We start from the raw sequence: 21,943 nt of genomic DNA on the forward strand, positions 1-21,943 counted from the left end.
GGTGCCCGCGACGTCCCCGGGCCGGCCGGTCAGGCCTCCGCTCCCGCACCGCCCGCCTGACGGCGCCGCCGCGCCCGGCCGGCCACGAACGCGACCGCGCCCGCGAGGAGGAGCCCGCCCGCGACGAGGGGCAGGGCCGTGAACCAGGGGATCTCCCAGGCGCCGCCCGCGTCACCGGCGTACAGGACGCCCGTCGCGGTGAGGACGGTGCCCGCGCACAGCCTGCCGGGCCGGATCTCATGCCGCAGCACGGGCCACCTCCGCCTGTCCCATGCCGACCTGGAGGTCCAGGTCGACGGTGCCGGACCGCTTCACACCCGCGGCGGGGGAGAGGGTGGTCCGCTGGTGCCGCCCCGGCTGGACGTCCACGTCCTTCGGGTCGTCGCCCGGCAGCTGGAGGTCCCCGATCCCCACGTCGGCGTTCAGCCGCACCGTCACGTCGCGCGGCACGATCACCTTCACCCGGCCCACCCCGACCTCCGCCCGCACGGTCACGGTCTGCCTCCCGGTCAGGTCCAGCCGCGTCAGGTCCAGGGTGCCGACGCCGGTGCCCAGTTCGTAGTGCGGCCGTACGTCCGCCGCCGTGGCGGGCTGCCAGGTGGTGCGCGACCAGTGCGTGCCGATGTCCTCGGGCACGGCCGCCGAGGCGGCGAGCAGGCCCGCCGTGACGACCGCCAGCAGGATCGAGCCCGCCCCGGTCCGGCCGAGGAAGGCGCTGACGGCGATGCCCAGCCCCAGGACCGCCAGTGCGCACGACAGGCCCGTCTGCAGGCTGGTGCCGAGCGGGTGGCCGTCCCACGTCAGGCTCGTGCCCAGGGCACCGGCGAGCAGGGCCAGCAGGAAGGCCCAGCCGCCGATCGCGCGCGGGCCGCGGGGCCGGGGCTGCCGGGGGCGCGGGGCGGGGGCGTCCTCGCGGGTCCCGGGCCGCAGGGTGCCCGGGGCGATGTCCACCGCCGCGGCGATGTCCAGGTCGTGGGTGTCGCGCGGGCCCCACAGATAGCCCGTGCCGCCGATGTGGGTGCCGTCCTTGACGATCGGGTCGCGCCACCACGAGGGCGAGGAGGCGAACACCGGCGGGGCCTGGGGCTCCGGAGGGGCGTCCGCGACGGCCTGTGCGGCCAGGGGGTCCGGGTCGGGTGCACCGCGCTGGCGCGACCAGTAGCCGGCGCCCGCCAGCAGCAGGGCGAGGACGACGGCGAAGGTCAGCACCCCGCCGTTGTTCAGCATGGTCAGGAAGACGCCGCAGCCGACCAGCGCGAACAGCACCGCCGCCAGCGCCTGCCCGTCGACCCGGCCGGTGAGCAGCTTGCGCACCTCGTTCTCGTCCTCGTCGTACGGGACGAACAGCCAGACGAAGCCGTAGAAGATCAGGCCGAGGCCGCCGGTGGCGGAGAGCACGGCGAGGGTGATGCGGAAGATCACCGGGTCCATGTCGTAGTGCCGTCCGAGCCCGGCGCAGACCCCGGCCAGGGTCTTGTGGCGGCGGTCGCGCCGGAACCGGTCGGGCGGTCCGCCCGGCGCGGCCCGGTCGGCGGGACCGGGGGGACCGGCGTCCGCGGCGGGCGCGGCACCCTGCGGCCCGTCGCCCGGGGCCGGGCGCGGGCCGGGGCCGGGTCCCGGACCCGTCGCGGCGTGCTCGTGATCGGTCATGGGTCCATGGTGACGGGCGCGGCGCCGCGGTGGCAGCCGGATCGACCCTGGTCCGACCCTGATATCGGCCCTGAGACGGGCGCGGGCGGCGGGCGGGGCGAGGCGGTGGAGATCAGGGGAGTCTCCGGGGCCGACCCTGATGCTCCGGCTTGTCGCCCGTGTGACCATCAGTGGCATGTCGGAAGCCGCAGCAGCGCCCCTCGCCGAGCCGCGGCCGCCGCGCAAGCTCTACCGCAGCAGCGACGGACGCTGGCTCGGTGGTGTCGCGCGGGGGCTCGCCGGGCACCTCGGGCTGCCCGTGATCTGGGTCCGGCTCGTCTTCGTCGGGCTGTTCATGGCCGACGGTCTCGGCGCGCTGCTGTACGCCGCGTTCTGGTTCTTCGTCCCGCTCGGCGTCGGCGGTGTCGAGGCGCAGAAGCCGCCGTCGTTCGCCGCCGCCGAGACCTCGCCCGACGGGCGGCGCAGACTCGTCGCGCGGCGGCCCGACAAGGGCCAGATCGTGGCGCTGCTCCTGATGGTCGTGGTGGCCCTGGTCTTCGTGGGCAACGTGAACCTCAGCGGCGGGGCCCGGGTCTACCTGTGGCCGACGGTGCTCGTCGGCGCCGGTGTCGCCCTGGTGTGGCGGCAGGCGGACAACGCCCGCCGGGCCCGCTGGGCGGAGGTCGGCCGCCGCAGACGCACCGTCGCCCTGCTGCGCTCGGTGGGCGGCGTGCTGCTGGTGACGGCCGGTGTCTCCGGCATCGTCGTGCTGCAGGGCTCCGCCGCCCACCTCGGCTCCGTCCTGCAGGCGGCCCTCGCGGTCCTCGTCGGGATCACGCTGCTGGCCGGGCCCTACCTGGTGCGGATGACGCAGGACCTGTCCGAGGAGCGGCTGATGCGCATCCGCGCCCAGGAGCGCGCAGAGGTCGCCGCCCATGTGCACGACTCGGTGCTGCACACCCTCACGCTGATCCAGCGCAACGCGGAGAACCCGGGGGAGGTGCGGCGCCTCGCCCGTGCCCAGGAGCGCGACCTGCGGACCTGGCTGTACAAACCCGAGGGCACCGGCAAGGACGAGGCCGACGAGCCCACCACCCTCGCCGACGCCGTGCGGCGCAACGCGGCCGAGGTGGAGGACAAGCACGGCGTGCCCCTGGAGGTCGTGGTGGTCGGCGACTGCCCCCTCGACGAGCGGATCGCCGCACAGATGCAGGCCGCGCGCGAAGCGATGGTGAACGCCGCCAAGTACGGTGGCGAGGGCGGGGCCGTGCAGGTCTACGCCGAGGTCGAGGGGAGGACGGTCTTCGTGTCCGTCCGGGACCGCGGTCCGGGCTTCGACCTCGACTCGATACCCGCCGACCGGATGGGTGTCAGAGAATCGATCATCGGCCGCATGGAGCGCAACGGCGGGACGGCGCAGCTGCGCGCCGTGCCGGACGGCGGCACGGAGGTCGAGCTGGAGATGGAGAGGGCGGAGAAGACGTCATGAGCGACCCGACCGAGGCGAACGGTACGGCCGGACCGGACCAGGCGGCCGGGGCCGCGGAGCCGGGCGGCGGCCCGGGGCGTCATGTGCGCGTGGTCCTCGTCGACGACCACCGCATGTTCCGCACCGGCGTCCAGGCGGAGATCGGGCAGACCGCGCAGACCGGCGTCGAGGTCGTCGGGGAGGCCGCGGACGTCGACCAGGCGGTCACGGTCATCACCGCCACCCGGCCCGAGGTCGTGCTCCTGGACGTGCACCTCCCGGGCGGCGGCGGAGTGGAAGTGCTGCGCCGCTGCGCGCCGTTGATGGCGGCCACCGAGCAACCCGTGCGCTTCCTGGCGCTGTCCGTGTCGGACGCCGCCGAGGACGTGATCGGCGTGATCCGCGGCGGTGCCCGGGGGTACGTCACCAAGACCATCACGGGCACGGACCTGGTCGACTCGATCTTCCGCGTCCAGGAGGGCGACGCCGTGTTCTCCCCGCGGCTGGCCGGTTTCGTCCTGGACGCCTTCGCCTCCACCGACGCCCCGCCCGTCGACGAGGACCTGGACCGCCTCACCCAGCGCGAGCGCGAGGTGCTGCGGCTGATCGCGCGGGGTTACGCGTACAAGGAGATCGCCAAGCAGCTGTACATCTCGGTGAAGACGGTCGAGTCCCACGTCTCGGCGGTGCTGCGCAAGCTCCAGCTGTCCAACCGGCACGAGCTGACCCGCTGGGCGACGGCCCGCCGGCTGGTGTGAGTCCACCGGCTGGTGTGAACCCGTCGGCTCAGACCACCCGTGTCGCCCCCGCGAAGGGCATCTCGTCGAGCGGGGCGACGCGGACCGGCGCGGACGGGTTCGGGGCGTGGATCATCCGCCCGTTGCCGACGTAGATGCCGACGTGGCTGATCCCGGCGTAGAAGAACACCAGGTCGCCAGGGAGGAGCTCCGAGCGGGGGACCCGGCGCCCGGCGGCGATCTGGGAGTACGTGGTGCGGGGCAGGGAGACGCCCGCCGAGCGGTAGGCGGCCTGGACGAGGCCGGAGCAGTCGAAGGCGTTCGGGCCGGTCGCGCCCCAGACGTAGGGGCTGCCGAGTTTGGCGTAGGCGTAGGAGACGGCGGCGGCCGCCCGCGGGCCCGGCGCCTGGACCGTGGCGGAGCCGGGAGCGGCGAGGGTGTCCCGCGCGCCGGCCGAGCGGGTCGCGCGGTCCGATGATCCGCCCACCTGCGAACGTTCCTGCGGACTCAGCCGGGACAGCAGCTGCCGCGCGGAGCCGAGCTTGCCGGTGACGGCCGTCCTGTGGCGCTTCAGCTCCGCCTGCCGTTCCTTGAGGGAGGCCAGCTCGACGCGGGCGGCCCCGCGCAGCTGCTCGATCTCGCGGAGCCGGCTGCGCACCCGCCGGACGGCGGCGCTCTGCCGGTCGCCCGCCCGCTCGACGAACTCCGCGTTCTCCAGGTAGCGGTCGGGGTCGTCGGACAGGGCGAGCTGCATCGCCGGGTCCAGGCCACCGGAGCGGTACTGCGCGGCGGCGACCGAGCCGAGCGCCTGCCGGGCCGCGTCGAGTCGTTCCTGCGAGCGGGCCGCCCGGTCCTGCAGCCCCCTCAGCCGCTGCCGGGCCTCGTCCGCCTGCTCCTTCGCGCCGTTGTACTTCTCGGTGGCGGCCTCCGCCAGCCGGTACAGCTTGGCCACTTCGGCCCTGACCTGGCCGGGGGTGAGCTGCGGCTCGGCGTGCCCGGTTCCGTCGAAGCCCGTCGCCGTCGCCGCGGAGGCGAGTGCGATCGTGGCGGCCGTACGGGCCGGGCCGCCGGCCATGGGGCGTTGTCGGGGCTTGCGGTGCGCTGCCACCTGGGGGCCACGTCCTTTCCTCGACCGCCGGTGGGGGTGTGCGGTCGCCGGGAGCGGACGGGCGGCCTGCGCGTCCGGCGGCGGCCCGCACAGGGGAGACGGGCCGCCGCCGGACTTTCTCGGCGGTGGTGTCCGACTGCCGCCCCTGGCCCGGGCGGCGGTGGGGAGCCGGTCACCTGCTGAAGGACGGTAGAGGTGCGCGTGCGGCCCTCGTGGCGGGTGTGCGGAACTGTCCCCGGAGGACCGGTGGTGACCGTATGCGACCAAGATCCCGCCTCGGCGCCCTTCGCTTCACTCAGCGTGATGACCGAAGCCCGAGATCATGGGCGGGCGGCGGTGATCGGGTGCTATGGGGCGCATATATGCACCACCGGGCCGGTGTCCGGCGGCCGGACGGGCCCTGGTTAGGCTCCGGCCTCATGGACGTACTCATCCACCTCTTCGTCGGCCTGCACATCATCGGCATCGCCTCGCTCCTGGGTGGCTTCCTCACCCAGCTGAAGGCGATGGGCGAGGGTACGGCCCGCTTCACGCCCGCGATGCTGCACGGCGCACTGACCATGCTGGTCACCGGCGTGGCCCTGGTCGGCCTCAACCAGGCCGACGACCAGTCCGTGAACAACATCAAGATCGCCGTGAAGCTGGCGCTCCTGATCGTGATCCTCGGCCTGGTCTACGTGAAGCGCGACGAGGAGCGGGTGGACAAGGGCCTGTTCGGTCTGGTCGGACTGCTCACCACGGCCAACGTCTTCATCGCCGTGCTCTGGACCTGACCCGGGAGGACCGGGCACCGGCCCGGGCCGAGGCGGCCGCCCAGAGGGTGCAGGCGAGCCATGCGGCCACGGCCGCCCACAGCAGCGCCTGGCCGGCGACGTCCAGCCAGGCGACGTCGAGCGCCGCGGCGACCTCCAGGGTGGCCGTCGCCGTCACGGCCCAGCAGAACACGGTCGCCCAGCGCCGCGCGTCGTAGTGGTGCCGCGGCCAGAACAGCTCGGCGACCAGGAGAGCGACGCAGGCGACCGCGGCGAGCACGAGCAGGATGACGGCGGTGTTGCGCAGGGCGTCGCCGTCGTCCTCGTTCCACAGGTAGAGGCGGGAGCTGTCGGCGGACAGCAGCTGCGCCCCGGCCAGCGCGGAGACCGCGAGCGCGCCCTCCGCGAACCAGTGGTCGCCGCGCCCCTCCTCCACCTGCCGGGGCTGGAAGCGGAACAGGGCGAAGCCGTACAGCGCGAGCCCCAGCCACAGCAGCACCAGGGCCGCGTGGGCCGGCCAGGCCAGCGACTCGGCCGCGGCCAAGGCGGCCGCCAGCACGGCGAGGCACTGGGTGGCCACACACCGCAGGAACACCGTCCCCCGCCGGCCCCCGACCTCCACGGCCAGCAGCACCGCCCAGACCAGCGCGGACAGGGCCAGCAGCGCCCAGGCCACGGACCGCAGACCCGCGGCGGTGAAACCGGTGCCGAGGAGGGCGGCGGCCGCCGCGGTGGTGAACACGGCCGGCACCTCCGCCCGCCACGCGCCGCGCGCCCGCTGCAGCAGGCTCACGGCCGCCACCAGCCACGCCCCGCACGCCAGGGCCAGCACGACGCGGGAGAGGGCGGCGTGACCCGCGGAGTCGAGACCGACCGACACGGTGCCGGTCGCCAGCGCATACGTCGCCCACCAGGTGGCAAACGGGGAGGGACCGGACATGGTGCCGATGCTAGAGAGCAACGCGCGCCGGAGGTGAGGGGCACGCGCGCGTGCCCCTCAAAAACGTCCGCGTCCGCTCAGGCGGGCCGCACCACGCTGTGGATCGCCGACTCGCCGTCGTAGTAGACCGACTCCTCGCGCACGTACGTGCCCGGCTTCGGCGCGTGGATCATCATGCCGTTGCCGATGTACAGCCCGACGTGCGTGACGTCGTCGTAGAAGAAGACCAGGTCGCCCGGCCGGGCCTGCGACATCGGAACGGTGGTGCCGGCGTCGACCTGGTCGTAGGTCGTGCGCGGGAGGGTGACGCCGGCGGCCTTCCAGGCGGCCTGGGTGAGGCCGGAGCAGTCGTAGGAGCCGGGACCGACGGCGCCCCAGACGTACGGCTTGCCGATCTGGGCGCGCGCGAACGCCAGGGCCTTGTCCGCCTTGGTGGCGTACGAGGAGTCCACCGGGGCCGGCGCGGAGGGCGAGCCGGAGTCCGGCGACGGTGAGCCGCTCTCCTGCCGCGGGGCCTCCTCGCGCTGCGCCTGCTCCTGCGCGGCCTGCTGCCGGGCCAGCTCGGCGGCCCGGCGGGCGGCTTCCCGCTGCTTCTCCTGCTCGATCGCCGCGAGCCGCGCCTTCTCCGCGGCGGTCAGCCTCGACATCAGCTCGCGGGCGTCGGCCAGCTTGCGCTGGACGGCCGCCTTGGCCGCCTTCAGGTCGCCCTGCGCGTCCGTGAGGTTCTCGAGGCTCTCGGTGGCCTCACGGCGCTTCGTCATCGTCTCGGACTGCTGTGTGACGAAGTCGTCGACCGCTTCCTTCTGGCGGCCGGTCATCCGGTCCATCAGCTGGGTCTGGTCGAAGTAGTCCTGCGGGGTGTCGGCGAGCAGGAACGTCGCCGTCTCCGGCGCGGCCGCCCCCGTGCGGTACTGGGCGGAGGCGTAGGAACCGAGCTTGTCGCGCGCCTCGTTGAGCTTCTCGGCGCGCTGCGCGACGTCGTCGAGGAGGGTGTCGACGCGCTTGCGCTGCTTCGCCGTCCTCTCCTTGGCGCCGTTGTACTTGTCGGTCGCCGACTCGGCCTGGCGGTACAGGTCGTCGACCTTCTTCTCGACTTCTTCGAGGCTGGGCTTGTCGTCGGCCTCGGGGGCGGCGTTGGCCGACTGGGACAGCAGGGCCACCGAGGTGAGGGCCGCCGTTGCCAGGGCGGGGGTCCGTATGCCTGCCACGCGCGAACCGGTGGGACGCGACTTGCGGTGCGACGCCAAGGGAGGCGACTCCTTCCATCGTCCGCCTACCGGGTTAGCTGTCGGGTTCGGGCGGGTGGTTCGGAAGGGTTGCCCTACGGCCTTCTCCGGATACGGAGGCGGGCCGATTCACCCCGGGGTTCTCGGTTGGGTCCCCGGCTCCGGCTGCCGCTGCGGCACACCGGACTCGGCGGAGGCCGCGCGGCCCGGCGACGTTCGCCGGAGAGGGTCGTGCGGCCTGATCGCACGGTAGCCAACTCGTGTGGTCCCTGTGAAGGTTGATGGGTGATATGCCCGATACATTTTCGTGACCTTTCCCGGGAGCATCGCTCGGAGTGAACGATCCCGGCGGCTTGGTCGTGACTTGCCCTGAATTGTTATGGACATAGCGGACCGTGATCACGCGGTACTGGAGGGTGACAACGCGCCAGGAGTCGGCGGTCCGGCCGGTGTGCGGGGCGATGTTCCCGGGGTGGCGGCGGGCTGTCAGTGGGGCGCCCTAGACTCGGAGAGCGATGAGCAGCCTCTTTGACGACAACTTCCTGGCGAGCCTCCAGGCCCAGCGGGGCCCCGCGGACGAGCCCCCGCCGCCCCCCGAGGACGATCACGCTCCGGAGCCGCTTCCGGACGATCTGTTCGGCGGGAAGTTCGACGTGCCGCCGGACCGCGACACCCACTACCGGGACGGCGCGCCCCGCCCGGTGATCGACGCCGCCGCACTGCTGGAAGGGCTCAACGACAACCAGCGGGCCGCCGTCGTCCACTCCGGCTCCCCGCTGCTCATCGTCGCCGGCGCCGGGTCCGGCAAGACCCGCGTGCTCACCCACCGCATCGCCCACCTGCTGGCCGAGCGGCACGTGCACCCGGGCCAGATCCTCGCCATCACCTTCACCAACAAGGCCGCCGGCGAGATGAAGGAGCGCGTCGAGCAGCTCGTCGGCCCGCGGGCGAACGCGATGTGGGTCATGACCTTCCACAGCGCGTGCGTGCGCATCCTGCGCCGCGAGTCCAAGAAGCTCGGCTTCACCTCGTCGTTCTCGATCTACGACGCCGCCGACTCCAAGCGGCTCATGGCGCTGGTCTGCCGAGACCTGGACCTGGACCCCAAGCGCTACCCGCCGAAGTCCTTCAGCGCCAAGATCAGCAACCTGAAGAACGAGCTGATCGACGAGGAGGACTTCGCCGCCCAGGCGACCGACGGTTTCGAGAAGACCCTCGCCCAGGCCTACGCGATGTACCAGTCGCGGCTGCGCGAGGCGAACGCCCTCGACTTCGACGACCTGATCATGACGACGGTCAACCTGCTGCGCGCCTTCCCGGACGTCGCCGAGCACTACCGCCGCCGCTTCCGCCATGTCCTGGTCGACGAGTACCAGGACACCAACCACGCCCAGTACGCCCTGGTCCGCGAGCTGGTCGGCACCTCCGAGCACCCCGTCGACGTGCCGCCCGAGGCCGAGGTGCCGCCCGCCGAGCTGTGCGTGGTGGGCGACGCCGACCAGTCGATCTACGCCTTCCGCGGCGCGACGATCCGCAACATCCTCCAGTTCGAGGAGGACTACCCGGACGCGACGACGATCCTGCTCGAGCAGAACTACCGCTCCACGCAGACCATCCTGTCGGCGGCCAACGCCGTCATCGAGCGCAACGAGTCCCGCCGCCCCAAGAACCTGTGGACCAACGCGGGCACCGGTGCGCGGATCACCGGCTACGTCGCCGACACCGAGCACGACGAGGCGCAGTTCGTCGCCGAGGAGATAGACCGCCTCACCGACGCCGGCGAGGCCAAGGCGGGCGACGTCGCGGTCTTCTACCGCACCAACGCCCAGTCCCGTGTCTTCGAAGAGGTCTTCATCCGCGTCGGCCTGCCCTACAAGGTCGTCGGCGGCGTGCGCTTCTACGAGCGCAAGGAGGTCCGGGACGTCCTGGCCTACCTGCGCGTGCTGTCCAACCCCGAGGACTCGGTGCCGCTGCGCCGGATCCTCAACGTCCCCAAGCGGGGCATCGGCGACCGCGCCGAGGCGATGATCGACGCCCTGGCCCAGCGCGAGAAGATCAGCTTCCCGCAGGCGCTCAAGCGCGTCGACGAGGCGTACGGCATGGCCGCGCGCTCCACCAACGCCGTCAAGCGGTTCAACACGCTGATGGAGGACCTCCGCACGATCGTCGAGTCCGGCGCCGGACCGGCCACCGTCCTGGAGGCCGTGCTGGAGCGCACCGGCTACCTGGCCGAGCTCCAGGCGTCCACCGACCCCCAGGACGAGACCCGGATCGAGAACCTCCAGGAACTCGCCGCCGTCGCCATGGAGTTCGAGCAGGAACGCGGCGAGGACGCGGAGACCGGCGGCACCCTGTCCGACTTCCTCGAACAGGTCGCGCTGGTCGCCGACTCCGACCAGATCCCCGACGAGGAGGACGGCGACGGCGTCATCACGCTGATGACCCTGCACACCGCCAAGGGCCTGGAGTTCCCGGTCGTCTTCCTCACCGGCATGGAGGACGGCGTCTTCCCGCACATGCGTGCCCTGGGGGAGAACAAGGAACTGGAGGAGGAACGCCGCCTGGCCTACGTCGGGATCACGCGCGCCCGCGAGCGGCTGTATCTGACGCGGTCCACCCTGCGCAGCGCCTGGGGCCAGCCGTCGTACAACCCGCCGTCCCGGTTCCTGGAGGAGATCCCGCCGGCCCACGTTGAGTGGAAGCGCACGGGTTCGACCGTGCCCGCGTCCTCCGGGCCGGTCTCCGCGGTCGCGGCCTCCCTGTCCTCGTCCCGCTCGCGCTCCTCGGCGTCCGGTGCCTCCGGCTTCGCCACGCGCCGCACCGCCGAGAAGCCGGTGGTGGCGCTGACCGTCGGGGACCGGGTCACCCACGACCAGTTCGGGCTCGGCACGGTCGTCGCGGTCAAGGGAACGGGCGCGAACGCCGAGGCGACGATCGACTTCGGCGACACCAAGCCCAAGCGGCTGCTGCTGCGCTACGCGCCGGTGGAGAAGCTCTGACCCGCTGAGAGGAGGCTCCCGTTCGCACGCCGCGGGCGGGGGCCGGGGGCCGGGAGGGACCGCCGGAGCGTCCCCGACCGCCGTGGGATCAGGCCGGGTTGATGCCGTGGCTGCGCAGCCACGGGAGCGGGTCGATCGCGGAGCCGCCGCCCGGGCGCACCTCGAAGTGCAGGTGCGGACCGGTGGAGTTGCCGGAGTTGCCGGAGCGGGCGATCGGGTCGCCGGCCTTCACGGCCGTGCCGGAGGGGACGGTGTAGGTGGAGAGGTGGCAGTACCACGTCTCCGTGCCGTCCTTCGCGGTCACGATCATCATGTTGCCGTAGGCGCTGTTCCACTGCGTGCGCACGGTGCCGTCGGTCGCGGCCATCACGGTCGTGCCGTACGCGACGGGGAAGTCGATGCCCGTGTGCAGGGACATCCAGTTGATGCCCGACTGGCCGTAGTAGGCGCTCAGTCCGTGCTGCGAGACCGGCAGGGCGAACTTGGGGCGCAGCCGCTCCTTGCGGGCCGCCTCCTCGGCCGCCCGCTTCTTCTCGGCGACCTGCTGGGCCTTGAGGTCGATGCGCTCCTGCGTGCGGCTGGCCCGGTCGGCGAAGTCGTCGGCGCCGGCGGCGAGGCTCTGCAACTGCGTGTCGAGCTTGTTGTTGGCGGCGGCCGGCTTCACCGGCTGCACGTCCGCGGCCGTCGTGTGCGCCTCGGCCGTGCTGTCCTCGGTGAAGCTGCCCACCGATGCGGCCGCGATCCCCGCGACCCCCATCACGCACGCCGACGGCACCGCGACGGTCAGCAGCGCCGAACGCTTCGGCGGCGTACGGCGGCGGGAACGGGACCCGGCACGCGCGGCCGCCCGGGAACCGGGGGGCGTGACCTCTTCCTGGCCGTCCAGGAGCGGGCCGACGGCGGGCAGTTCACCGGTGGAGGCCATCTCGCCGCCGTCGGCGGCGGGCCCGTGTCCGGCGGGGTCGTCGTAGCCGACGTGCTCGAACGTCGCCGTCTCGAGCTGGTCGAACGGCACCGGCTCGGACGGGTCGAACTGCACCGGCTCGTGCTGCTCGAACTGCGTCGGCTCGTGCTGCTCGAAGGTTTCGGCAGGCTGCTCGTGGCCGTCGCCGGCCGGGGCCGAACCGTCCGAGTTCCACTGCGTGGCGTCGTAGGCGCCGGTGTCGAAAGTCTGCGTGCCCCAGTCCCACTGCTGGGTGTGGCCGCCCGCGTTGCCCGACTGGTCCGGCTGGAGCCAGGCGCCGCTGTCCCACTGGCCGGTGGTGTCCGGGGCCGGGGACGGCGACGGGATGCCCGCCACCGGCTGCTGCCCGGTCTCCCAGGAGGTCGTGTCGTAGACGCCGGTGTCGTAGGCGGCGTGGTGCTGGGCCGCGTAGGCGTCATAGTTCGCGTTGCCGGGGGTACCCGTGGACCACTGACCGGAGTCGTACGCACCCGTGCCGTGGCCGGTGCCCGGCATGTCGCCGAAGAGGGGGTCCGTGGCGAAGCTCGAAGTGGCGTGAGCGGAGGCGTCGAGCCCCGCGCCGTCGCCGGGGTGAAAACCGGTGGCGGGGTGGTCGCCGTACGTGGTGAAGTCGCCGTACGGGGCTTCCTGGGTGCCGTACGACGCGTAGTGCGCCGAGTCGGCGTCGGAAGCCGGAGCCGGGGCCATGGTCCCCGACGGGTGACGGTCGTTCACCAACTTCTCTTTCGCCTCGACAACAGGGGCTGCCAGAGCAGTGCGGCGACTGTACCCGGCGGTACGCGGGCACGACAATCTTCGGCAGGTTTCACGCGCGCAGGAAACGGGCATTCGGCCGTGTTTTGGCGGACTGCGGGCGCGGGTTTGGCCTTGTGTTCGAGGTTTGTTCGAAGCTGATCGGGGCTGCGCGGTCCTGTGGCGGCTGTATGACGAGTTCAGGCCACCGTCAGACCTCCGGCCGACTCCCCGGCCGGGTTTCCCGTCTCGTCCGCGGAGGGTTCCCCCGGCAGCGCCGTGTCGAGGACCTCCCGGATTCCGGCGGCGACCGCGGGGTGCACGGGCAGGGCGAGATGGCCGATGCCGGTGACCCGCACGTTGCGCACCGACAGATCGGGATGGTCGATGCGGGCCGCCTCCGGCGGGACCATCACATGATCCAGGTCGCTCCAGAAGCCGACGAAGTGCGTACGGCAGTCAGGGGCGGGCAGGGCGAGCTCCTCGAGCACCGGTGAGCCGGGGCGCATCTGGCGCACGATGGGGTGCGCGTCGGCCAGGCGCGCCGCACGGGTGCCGGCATGCGGTGTGCCGAGCGTGACGACGGTCCGCACCCGCGTGTCGCCGCCGAGCCGCTGCACGTAGTACCGCGCGATCAGGCCCCCGAGGCTGTGCCCGACGATGTCGACCCGCTCGGCCCCGGTGTGCTCGCAGACCTCCTCGATGTGCCGGCCGAGCCGCTCCGCCGCGACCCGTATGTCGCACGTGAGCGGCGAGTAGTTGAGGGACTCGACCTGATGCCTGCCGTGCCGGGCGAGGTTGCGGCGCAGCAGGACGAAGACCGAGCGGTTGTCGATGAGTCCGTGCAGCAGGACCACGGGCGGCTTCGCTCGCGCGGGCAGCCGGGCGGCGCCGTCGCCGGCAGGTGCCGGGACCGGGGCGCGCCGCTCCCGTGTGATGCCACAGGGGTAGAGGAGGAGGTGCCCGGCCAGGATCGCCAGCTCCAGGGCGGTCGCCTTCAGTAGCGGCGCGGACCATCCGGCCGGCAGGCCGGTCGGCTCGGGCGGCAGGCCCCGGGCGGCCGGGAGGATCGGCAGGACGGCGCCGGCGATCCGGCTGACGGCTGTGATCCCGCTGAGCCCGGTGACCTTCATGGCCGACCTCCTGTCGGCACGCCCCGGGGACGACCCCGCCCCCCGTGTGCCCTCGTGGAAAGCAGCCGTGAAGACGGCCGGCGACGACCGCCCGAGCGGTGTGAGTGCCGTGGGCTGCGGGAACAGTGCGCGGCGTGTGGCGTGGGTGACGCCGGTGGTGCGACGAGGTCCCCGATCGGTGGGGTGACGAGGTTTCTCGCTGATGCGCCGTGCGTGCCCTGCGTGTCGTGCCGGCCCTGTGTGCCTTCGCCGAAGTGCCGTACCGCCGCCGGGTGTGGTGGGTGGCGCGGCGAACGGATGACCTTCTGGCGGCTCCCTTGCGCTTGTCCCACCATGTGATTTCCCCCTCGGTCTGCGCCCCGAAACTGCCGGGTGCGGGATCCTGGAGATAACGTTCGTTCACTTGCCCGGACGGTTCGGGGCGGGGCGTCCGTGCCGTGGCGCCGCAGCAGCTGCGGTGGGCGGCGGCCCGAGCGGTGTGTTCGGCGTGTACTGCGCGGGGGATCTGTGCGGTACTTGTCGGTACGGATGGATGTAGTCGCTTCATGGAGGCAGTGATGGGTGTGGCAGCCGGTCCGATCCGCGTGGTGGTGGCCAAGCCGGGGCTCGACGGCCACGATCGCGGGGCCAAGGTGATCGCGCGCGCCCTGCGCGACGCCGGTATGGAGGTCATCTACACGGGCCTTCACCAGACCCCGGAGCAGATCGTCGGCACGGCGATCCAGGAGGACGCCGACGCGATCGGGCTCTCCATCCTCTCCGGCGCGCACAACACGCTCTTCGCGGCGGTGATCGACCTGCTCAAGGAGCGGGACGCCGACGACATCCTCGTCTTCGGCGGCGGGATCATCCCCGAGGCGGACATCGCCCCGCTGAAGGAGAAGGGCGTCGCGGAGATCTTCACTCCCGGCGCGACCACGCAGGCGATCGTCGACTGGGTCCGCGAGAACGTGCGCCAGCCTGCCGGGGCGTAGCCTTCCGGCGGTTCGGGCGCGGCTCGTGTCCGTGCGTGGTGCTGAACCGAGGCGTGTGGGTCGTGCCGGTCCGTGGGCGCATGCGTAGGCGTCGGCCCATGCGTGTGCGGTGCGGGTGGTGGAGTCGCTGATGCGGCGGATGCCGGCGCGGCCGGGTCCCGGCGGACGGGCGGTGGTGCTCCCGGCGGGGTCGCCGGGTGTCACGGCGCCTGCAGTTCCTCCGTCATGGCCGCACGCAGGCGCAGGGTCGTGACCAGGCGCTGGAAGGCCTCCGCCCAGTAGCCACCGGCTCCGGGCGAGGAGTTCTCCGCCTCGTCCGGCACGGCCAGCAGGGCGTCGAGACGGATCGCCTCCGCCGGATCGAGGCAGCGCTCGGCCAGTCCCATCACTCCGCTGAAGCTCCATGGGTAACTCCCCGCGTCTCGAGCGATGTTCAGCGCGTCCACCACCGCCCGGCCGAGCGGGGGAGCCCACGGCACCGCGCACACGCCGAGCAACTGGAACGCCTCGGACAGACCGTGCGTGGCGATGAAGCCGGCCACCCACTCGGCCCGTTCGGCGCCGCCCAGCGTGCCGAGCAGCTTGGCGCGCTCGGCCAGGGACACCGCACCGGGGCCGCCGGCCTCCGGGGCCGTGGGCTCGCCGAGCAGCGCCCGTGACCACGCGGCGTCCCCCTGACGGGCCGCCGCCCGGCACCACGCCGCGTGCAGTTCGCCCTGCCAGCCGTCCGCCACGGGCAGTGCCACGATCTCCGCGGGTGTCCGGCCGCCCAGGCGTCCCGACCAGATGCCCAGCGGTGCCGCCTCCACCAACTGCCCGAACCACCATGATCGTTCACCCCGTCCCGCGGGAGCCTTGGCCACCACACCGTCGCGCTCCATACCGGAGTCGCACTCGTGCGGCGCTTCGACGCCGATCGCCGGTCCCGGCTCCCGGGGTTCTCGTGCCTCCGGGTCCGGGACGTGCCCGTCGGCGGAGGAGTACGCCGTCTGCGCGTGGTCGATGGCCACGCAGGCCCCCGCCCGGACCGCCATCCGGGCGGCCAGCGCCGAACCGGGCAGCGACGACAGCAGTTCCGCCGCGGTCGCCCGGACGTTGCGACTGCGGTCGGCCAGGGCCTGCTCCAGGAACGGCTCGTCCAGCGGGCCCAGGCCCGCGCGCAGGGAGTCGAGGAACATCAGCCGGTCCTCGGCCCGTTCGGTCGTCCACGTCGCCGCGAGCAACTCACGGGCGGCGGCCGGGTCGCCGGAGCGCAACGCGGACAGCAGCGCGACCCGTTCCGCGAACAGGCCCTCCTGCCACAACTGCTCGATGCCCTCGGCGTCGTCGAGGCGCGGCAGGGCCGCTCCACCGCCGGGCGCCGACCGCAGGGCGAACCGCCAGTCCGGGTTCAGCCGGGCCAGCCACAGGGCGCGCGGCCCGGCGAACTCCAGTGCCGCCGGGCGCAGATCCGTACGGCCCCGGGCCGCGTCCAGCAGCGCCGGGAGCACGTGCGCGGGCGGTGCGAAGCCGCGGGCGTTGGCCGTCGCGAGCCACTGCGGCAGCAGTTCCATCAGGTCCGGGGCCGCCCCCCGGCGGCCGCCGCCCGACGGGCCCGGGCGGTCGGCCAGGAGCAGGGCGAGTCTGCGGGCCGCCGCGGCGGGCAGCGGCGGGCGCGTGTCCTGCGGGGCCGGGCGCGGTCGCTCGGCAGCCCCGGCCGGACGCAGACCGGCCCGGCGGCGCACGGTCTCCACGGCCGCCGCGTCCAGCAGGGCCGCCGGCGCGTCCGCACCCGGAGCGATGCCCGGCGGGGTGCGCCGGTCGGTGCCGAGCAGCGCGGTCGTGACGAGCCCTTCCCAGGCGCCCTCGGCGGGCGCGTCCACGGGTGTGGAGGTCCTGGTCATGAACTTCCCTTCTGCCGGACTGCCAGGGGCGGTTGGAGGACCGTCCTCACCGGTTGTCCTGTGATGCCGAACGATGCGTGGATCCGTGGGATGGATGACGGGGTCGACGGGCCGACGGGTGGATGGATGACGGGTCGACGGGTGGATGGGCAACGGGTCGACGGGTGGATGGGTGGCTGGGTGGATGGGGGCGGCGGGTCGGTCCGTGGCGTGGGTGAGTCCGCGCGGTGCGGGGGACGCGTCGCCGAACGCCCCGACCCGCCTTCAGCAGAGGCTGACCGGGTCCCCCGCGCCTTCGGGCCAGGCCGTCAGCGGGGTGAAGCCCTGGTGGCCGCACTCGCCGAAGACCTTGACCGGCGCGCCGCCCGACAGGGCGACCAGTCGCCACAGGCCCGGACGGGACCGCGCCACCGGGGTGAGCGGAAGGGCCGCGTCCTCGTCGGTGTCCGCCAGCTGCCAGGAGCCGCCGTCCGGGACGGGAACGACCCGGTCCAGCGTCACGGGGACCGACTCCAGCCACGGGTCCTCGCGCAGGGCGTCGCCGTAGCGGGCGGCCGCCCGGGTCGTCGTCAGACCCGGCGGGCGTATCGCGGTCGGCGCGGGCGGGGCGAACTGCTCGCCCAGCGCGACCCGCGGCTGCCCGGCGCCGGGATACGCCGACACCTCGGCCTCCAGGGCCAGGCCCACAGGCAGCGACAACTCCGGGGCCCGGCCCGCAGCGCCGTAGGACAGGAGCAGTACCGTGCGCTGCGAGTCGGCGCCGTGCAGCCATATCCGGCGGGTCGTCAGACGCGGGTCCGCCGTGTCGTACTGGGCGAGGACCAGCCAGCTGTCCTTGCGCGGCGGGCCGTCGGCGGAAGCCGGCAGGCCGATACGGGAGCGGACCGTGGCCGCGAGGCCGTCCGGCAGCCGCTCACGGCGCAGCCAGCCCTGGCCGAGGAGATGCAGCAGCGCACACTCCTCCAGCAGCCGCACCGGCCAGCCGGGGCCGGTGGACGGGATGGCGCCCAATTCCCGTACCCGCGCGGCGAGACCCTGGGCCTGGGCGTCGACCATGCGGGCCGCCGTCTCCTCCCACAGCCCGTAACCCGAGTGCTCCGCCGAGGCCAGGCCCCCGCGGAGCAGGTCCGTCAGGCGCTGCTCCAGTTCCGTCGCGCCCGCCGTGACCCGCTCGGCCCGGCGCTCCGCCCGGCGGCGGGCGGCCTCGGGACCGGCTGAACCGGACGGCCCGCCGGGTCCGTCCCCGTCCTTCTTGTCCTCACCTTTGGCCGCTGCCCGGCTTCGCCGGCCGGAGATCCACTGCTCGGCCCAGCCCGGTGGCTCCCCGGCCGGCACGGCCCCGTCCTCGCCCGCCCAGAGCAGCAGCAGCCCCAGCGCGTGCTTGCACGGGAACTTGCGGCTCGGGCAACTGCACCTGTACGCGGGCCCGGACGCGTCCGCGAGGTCCACGACCGTCTGATACGGCTTGCTCCCGCTGCCCTTGCACAGCCCCCACACCGTCCCCTCGTCCGTACTCCCCGCCTCGGACCACGGCCCCGCCGCGCCGAGTTTGCTTCCCGCTTTGCGTGATGCGGCGTCAGGCGCAAGTGCCAGCACCTGGTCCGCGGTCCAGCGCACCCCCTGCTGAGTCATGGGACCGAAGGTAGGTCCCACCACTGACAATCGGCTCGGCGAGCACCGGCGGCCGGGTGCTCGTGCCCGCGTTCGCGCAGGTCAGAGCGCATTGTCAGTGGCGTGGTGTTACGTGGACCGCAGATCCGAACCGGGCGAGCTGGAGGGGGACTTTGCCATGACCGTGTCCGTGGAGCCGACGTCCGTCGAAGCGGGCGAGGCGGCACCGGCCGAGGCGTTGCGACCGCATGCCGAGGACGCCTTCGCGCAGGAACTGGCCGCGCTGGCCGCTCAGGACGACCGTCCGCGTCCGGCCCGCTGGAAGCTGTCGCCGTGGGCCGTGGCCACGTATCTGCTCGGCGGCACCCTTCCCGACGGCACGGTGATCACGCCGAAGTACGTGGGACCGCGCCGCATCGTCGAGGTCGCCGTCACCACGCTCGCCACCGACCGCGCCCTGCTCCTGCTGGGCGTGCCGGGCACGGCGAAGACCTGGGTGTCCGAGCACCTGGCCGCGGCCGTCAGCGGCGACTCCACCCTGCTCGTGCAGGGCACCGCGGGCACCCCGGAGGAGGCCATCCGCTACGGGTGGAACTACGCGCAGCTGCTCGCCCACGGACCGAGCCGCGACGCCCTCGTGCCCAGCCCGGTCATGCGGGCGATGGCGGAGGGCATGACGGCCCGGGTCGAGGAGCTCACCCGCATCCCGGCGGACGTCCAGGACACGCTGATCACGATCCTGTCGGAGAAGACGCTACCGATACCGGAGCTCGGTCAGGAGGTGCAGGCGGTCCGCGGCTTCAACCTGATCGCCACGGCCAACGACCGCGACCGCGGGGTCAACGACCTGTCCAGCGCCCTGCGCCGCCGGTTCAACACGGTGGTGCTGCCGTTGCCGGAGAGCCCGGAAGCCGAGGTCGACATCGTCTCCCGCCGTGTCGACCAGATCGGCCGCTCCCTCGACCTGCCGGCCGCGCCCGACGGCCTCGACGAGATCCGCCGGGTCGTCACCGTCTTCCGCGAGCTGCGTGACGGCGTCACGACCGACGGCCGGACGAAGCTCAAGTCGCCCAGCGGCACCCTGTCCACGGCCGAGGCGATCTCCGTCGTCACCAACGGACTCGCGCTGGCCGCCCACTTCGGCGACGGCGTGCTGCGGCCCGGCGATGTCGCCGCGGGCATCCTCGGCGCGGTGGTCCGCGACCCCGCGGCGGACCGCGTCATCTGGCAGGAGTACCTGGAGACGGTCGTACGCGAGCGCGACGGCTGGACGGACTTCTACCGGGCCTGCCGCGAGGTGAGCGGGTGAGCCACGCGGCGCGGGGACCGGGCGCGGACACGGGACGGGAGGGGAGAAGGTGACGGAGGTGGAAGGGGCCGCGGTCCGGCGGCCCGGGGCGGAGCCGCTGCTGCTCGGCGTGCGCCACCACGGGCCGGGATCGGCGCGGGCCGTGCGGGCCGCGCTCGACGAGGCCCGGCCGGGCGCCGTGCTGGTCGAGGGGCCGCCCGAGGCGGACGCGCTGATCCCGCTCGCGGCCGACGAGGGGATGCGGCCGCCGGTCGCGCTGCTCGCCCACGCGGTGGACGAGCCCGGCCGCTCGGCGTTCTGGCCGCTGGCCGAGTTCTCCCCCGAGTGGGTCGCCCTGCGCTGGGCGCTGGAACACGGCGTCCCGGCCCGTTTCATCGACCTGCCGGCCACGCACACGCTGGCGTGGGACGAGCAGGGGGACGCCGGAGGGGAGCGTCCTCCGCACGAGCCAAGCGGTGACGACGACCCGTCGGATCCGGGCCCCGCCGAGGTGCGGATCGACCCGCTCGGCGTGCTCGCCGAGACCGCCGGGTACGACGACCCGGAGCGCTGGTGGGAGGACGTCGTCGAGCACCGGGGGCCGGGCCGGGGTGACGCGCTCGCGCCGTTCACGGTGCTCGAGGAGGCCATGGCGGCCCTGCGGGAGGCCTACGGCAGCGGAGGGCGCGACCGGGACCTGGTGCGCGAGGCGTACATGCGCCTGCATGTGCGTGCCGCGCAGAAGGAGTTCGCGGAGGGAGTGGCCGTCGTCTGCGGTGCCTGGCACGTTCCGGCCCTGCGGCGGAAGACCACCGTCACCGCCGACAGGGCGCTGCTGAAGGGCCTGCCCAAGGTCAAGACGGACATGACGTGGGTGCCGTGGACCCACCGCAGGCTGTCCCGGTTCAGCGGGTACGGCGCGGGCATCGACTCACCGGGCTGGTACGGGCACCTGTTCGGCTCCCCCGACCGGCCGGTCGAGCGGTGGATGACCAAGGTGGCCGGGCTGCTGCGCGAGGAGGACCGGATGGTCTCCTCCGCCCATGTCATCGAGTCGGTACGGCTGGCGGAGACGCTCGCCGCGATGCGCGGCCGTCCGCTGCCCGGCCTGAGCGAGACGACGGACGCCGTACGGGCGGTCATGTGCGAGGGCTCGGACGTGCCGCTGGCGCTGGTGCGGGACCGGCTGGTCGTGGGGGACGTGCTGGGGGAGGTGCCGCCGACGGCACCGGCCGTTCCGCTGCAGCGCGATCTGGACCGGCTCCAGCGCCGGCTGCGGCTGAAGCCCGAGGCGCTGGAGCGTGAGCTGGAACTCGACCTGCGCAGGGACACCGACGCCGCGCGCAGCAGACTCCTGCACCGGCTGCGGCTGCTCGGCATCGCCTGGGGCGAGCCGGCCGCGTCCAGGAGCAGCACCGGTACGTTCCGCGAGACGTGGCGGCTGCGCTGGGAGCCGGAGCTGTCCGTGCGGATCGCCGAGGCCGGCGTGTGGGGCACGACCGTCCTGTCCGCCGCGACCGCCAAGGCCGAGGCCGACGCCGTCGCCGCCCGCGGACTCGCCGACGTCACGGCACTCGCCGAGCGCTGCCTGCTGGCCGAACTGCCCGACGCCCTGCCCACGGTGATGCGGATCCTCGCCGACCGCGCCGCCCTCGATGCGGACGTCGGCCACCTCGCCCAGGCACTCCCGGCCCTGGTCCGTTCACTGCGCTACGGCGACGTCCGCGGCACGGACACCGGGGCGCTGGGAGAGGTCGCCGCCGGTCTGGCCGAGCGCGTCTTCGTCGGCCTGCCGCCGGCCTGTGCCGCCCTGGACGCGGACGCCGCCGAGGAGATGCGGTCCCATGTGGACGCGGTGCACTCGGCCGTGGGTCTCCTCGGTGACACAACCGCGGTGGGACACGGCCGGCTGAGGAACCGCTGGCAGGCCGTCCTGCGGGTGCTGTCCGCGCGGGACACCGTGCCCGGGGTGATCAGAGGGCGGGCCGTGCGGCTGCTGCTCGACGACGGCGAACTGGAGCAGGACGAGGCGGCGCGCCTCATGGGGCTCGTCCTGTCACCGGGCACCCCGCCCGCGGACGCGGCCGCCTGGATCGAGGGGTTCGTCGGAGGGGGTTCCGGCGGCGGCCTGCTCCTCGTGCACGACGAACGGCTGCTCGGGCTGGTCGACGCCTGGCTGACCGGCGTGCCGGCCGACGCGTTCACGGACGTGCTGCCCCTGCTGCGGCGCACGTTCTCGGCGTACGAACCCGGGGTGCGCCGCACCCTGGGCGAACTGGTCCGGCGCGGCCCGGGCACCACGGGAGGCGCCGCAGCCGCGGCCTCCGGCCTGCCCGGCTTCGCGCCCGGACTCGACCCGGCGCGTGCACAGGCCGTACTGCCGGTCGTCCGGCTGCTGCTCGGCCTGGACGAAGAACGCGTTGACAACGAACTGACGGGGGTGACGGGATGACGACCGACGCGACGGCCGCGACCGAAACGGTCGCCGACACGCACGAG

16 protein-coding genes and 1 riboswitch are annotated in these 21,943 nt (G+C 73.6%); of the genes, 7 read left to right on the forward strand and 9 right to left on the reverse strand.

Annotated features, from left to right (window positions below; genetic code table 11):
• Positions 1 to 29: 29 nt before the first annotated feature.
• Positions 30 to 251, reverse strand: a complete 222-nt coding sequence (locus ACZ4M5_RS08850; RefSeq protein WP_467734488.1) for a hypothetical protein — start codon at positions 249 to 251, stop codon at positions 30 to 32.
• A complete protein-coding gene (locus ACZ4M5_RS08855) occupies positions 238 to 1,650 on the reverse strand; it encodes a PspC domain-containing protein (RefSeq protein WP_467734490.1) in 1,413 nt (470 codons plus the stop codon). Before ACZ4M5_RS08855 ends, ACZ4M5_RS08850 begins: the two co-directional genes overlap by 14 nt.
• A gap of 175 nt (positions 1,651 to 1,825) precedes the next feature.
• On the opposite strand from ACZ4M5_RS08855, the gene ACZ4M5_RS08860 reads away from it, so the two are divergent.
• Together ACZ4M5_RS08860 and ACZ4M5_RS08865 are read left to right on the forward strand one after the other, a co-directional pair.
• Positions 1,826 to 3,118 carry an ATP-binding protein gene (locus tag ACZ4M5_RS08860; protein WP_467734492.1) on the forward strand — a complete coding sequence of 431 codons (1,293 nt, stop codon included), beginning with the start codon at positions 1,826 to 1,828 and terminating at the stop codon, positions 3,116 to 3,118.
• Positions 3,115 to 3,855 (forward strand): LuxR C-terminal-related transcriptional regulator, encoded by a 741-nt coding sequence (locus ACZ4M5_RS08865; protein ID WP_451879666.1) that lies wholly within the window; start codon positions 3,115 to 3,117, stop codon positions 3,853 to 3,855. The genes ACZ4M5_RS08860 and ACZ4M5_RS08865 overlap by 4 nt, the downstream gene beginning before the upstream one ends.
• Positions 3,856 to 3,883: 28 nt before the next feature.
• Here the strand turns inward: ACZ4M5_RS08865 and ACZ4M5_RS08870 are convergent, their stop codons facing one another.
• Positions 3,884 to 4,942: a C40 family peptidase gene (locus ACZ4M5_RS08870; RefSeq protein ID WP_467734494.1), complete on the reverse strand. Its 1,059-nt coding sequence runs from the start codon at positions 4,940 to 4,942 to the stop codon at positions 3,884 to 3,886.
• Between the two features lie 419 nt (positions 4,943 to 5,361).
• On the opposite strand from ACZ4M5_RS08870, the gene ACZ4M5_RS08875 reads away from it, so the two are divergent.
• Entirely contained in the window at positions 5,362 to 5,715 is a 354-nt protein-coding gene (locus ACZ4M5_RS08875) for a hypothetical protein (RefSeq protein WP_467734496.1), read from the forward strand.
• Here the strand turns inward: ACZ4M5_RS08875 and ACZ4M5_RS08880 are convergent.
• Both ACZ4M5_RS08880 and ACZ4M5_RS08885 read right to left on the reverse strand, forming a co-directional pair.
• A complete protein-coding gene (locus ACZ4M5_RS08880; RefSeq protein ID WP_467734498.1) occupies positions 5,693 to 6,634 on the reverse strand; it encodes an SLAC1 family transporter in 942 nt (313 codons plus the stop codon). The genes ACZ4M5_RS08875 and ACZ4M5_RS08880 overlap by 23 nt on opposite strands.
• A gap of 77 nt (positions 6,635 to 6,711) precedes the next feature.
• Entirely contained in the window at positions 6,712 to 7,881 is a 1,170-nt protein-coding gene (locus tag ACZ4M5_RS08885) for a C40 family peptidase (RefSeq protein ID WP_467734500.1), read from the reverse strand.
• Positions 7,882 to 7,889: 8 nt separating this feature from the next.
• Positions 7,890 to 8,063: riboswitch (cyclic di-AMP (ydaO/yuaA leader) on the reverse strand.
• Positions 8,064 to 8,375: 312 nt separating this feature from the next.
• Here ACZ4M5_RS08885 and pcrA point away from each other — a divergent pair.
• Positions 8,376 to 10,859: a DNA helicase PcrA gene (gene pcrA / locus ACZ4M5_RS08890; RefSeq protein WP_467734502.1), complete on the forward strand. Its 2,484-nt coding sequence runs from the start codon at positions 8,376 to 8,378 to the stop codon at positions 10,857 to 10,859.
• An 88-nt stretch (positions 10,860 to 10,947) separates the two neighbouring features.
• On the opposite strand, the gene ACZ4M5_RS08895 is transcribed toward pcrA, so the two are convergent.
• Together ACZ4M5_RS08895 and ACZ4M5_RS08900 are read right to left on the reverse strand one after the other, a co-directional pair.
• Positions 10,948 to 12,537: a M23 family metallopeptidase gene (locus ACZ4M5_RS08895; RefSeq protein ID WP_467734504.1), complete on the reverse strand. Its 1,590-nt coding sequence runs from the start codon at positions 12,535 to 12,537 to the stop codon at positions 10,948 to 10,950.
• Positions 12,538 to 12,755: 218 nt separating this feature from the next.
• Positions 12,756 to 13,688, reverse strand: coding sequence for an esterase/lipase family protein (locus ACZ4M5_RS08900; protein ID WP_467734506.1), 933 nt, complete (start codon positions 13,686 to 13,688; stop codon positions 12,756 to 12,758).
• Between the two features lie 557 nt (positions 13,689 to 14,245).
• Between ACZ4M5_RS08900 and ACZ4M5_RS08905 the strand changes: the two genes are divergently transcribed.
• Entirely contained in the window at positions 14,246 to 14,662 is a 417-nt protein-coding gene (locus ACZ4M5_RS08905; protein WP_467734508.1) for a cobalamin B12-binding domain-containing protein, read from the forward strand.
• A 200-nt stretch (positions 14,663 to 14,862) separates the two neighbouring features.
• On the opposite strand, the gene ACZ4M5_RS08910 is transcribed toward ACZ4M5_RS08905, so the two are convergent.
• Positions 14,863 to 16,545 carry a DUF5691 domain-containing protein gene (locus ACZ4M5_RS08910; RefSeq protein ID WP_467734510.1) on the reverse strand — a complete coding sequence of 561 codons (1,683 nt, stop codon included), beginning with the start codon at positions 16,543 to 16,545 and terminating at the stop codon, positions 14,863 to 14,865.
• 264 nt (positions 16,546 to 16,809) lie between these two features.
• Positions 16,810 to 18,177 (reverse strand): SWIM zinc finger family protein, encoded by a 1,368-nt coding sequence (locus tag ACZ4M5_RS08915; protein WP_467734512.1) that lies wholly within the window; start codon positions 18,175 to 18,177, stop codon positions 16,810 to 16,812.
• Positions 18,178 to 18,334: 157 nt separating this feature from the next.
• Here ACZ4M5_RS08915 and ACZ4M5_RS08920 point away from each other — a divergent pair, with 157 nt between their 5' ends.
• Entirely contained in the window at positions 18,335 to 19,465 is a 1,131-nt protein-coding gene (locus tag ACZ4M5_RS08920) for an ATP-binding protein (RefSeq protein WP_467734514.1), read from the forward strand.
• Between the two features lie 49 nt (positions 19,466 to 19,514).
• A complete protein-coding gene (locus tag ACZ4M5_RS08925) occupies positions 19,515 to 21,896 on the forward strand; it encodes a DUF5682 family protein (RefSeq protein WP_467734516.1) in 2,382 nt (793 codons plus the stop codon).
• Positions 21,897 to 21,943 lie beyond the last annotated feature (47 nt).

The organism is Streptomyces sp. NPDC026246 (assembly GCF_055567995.1).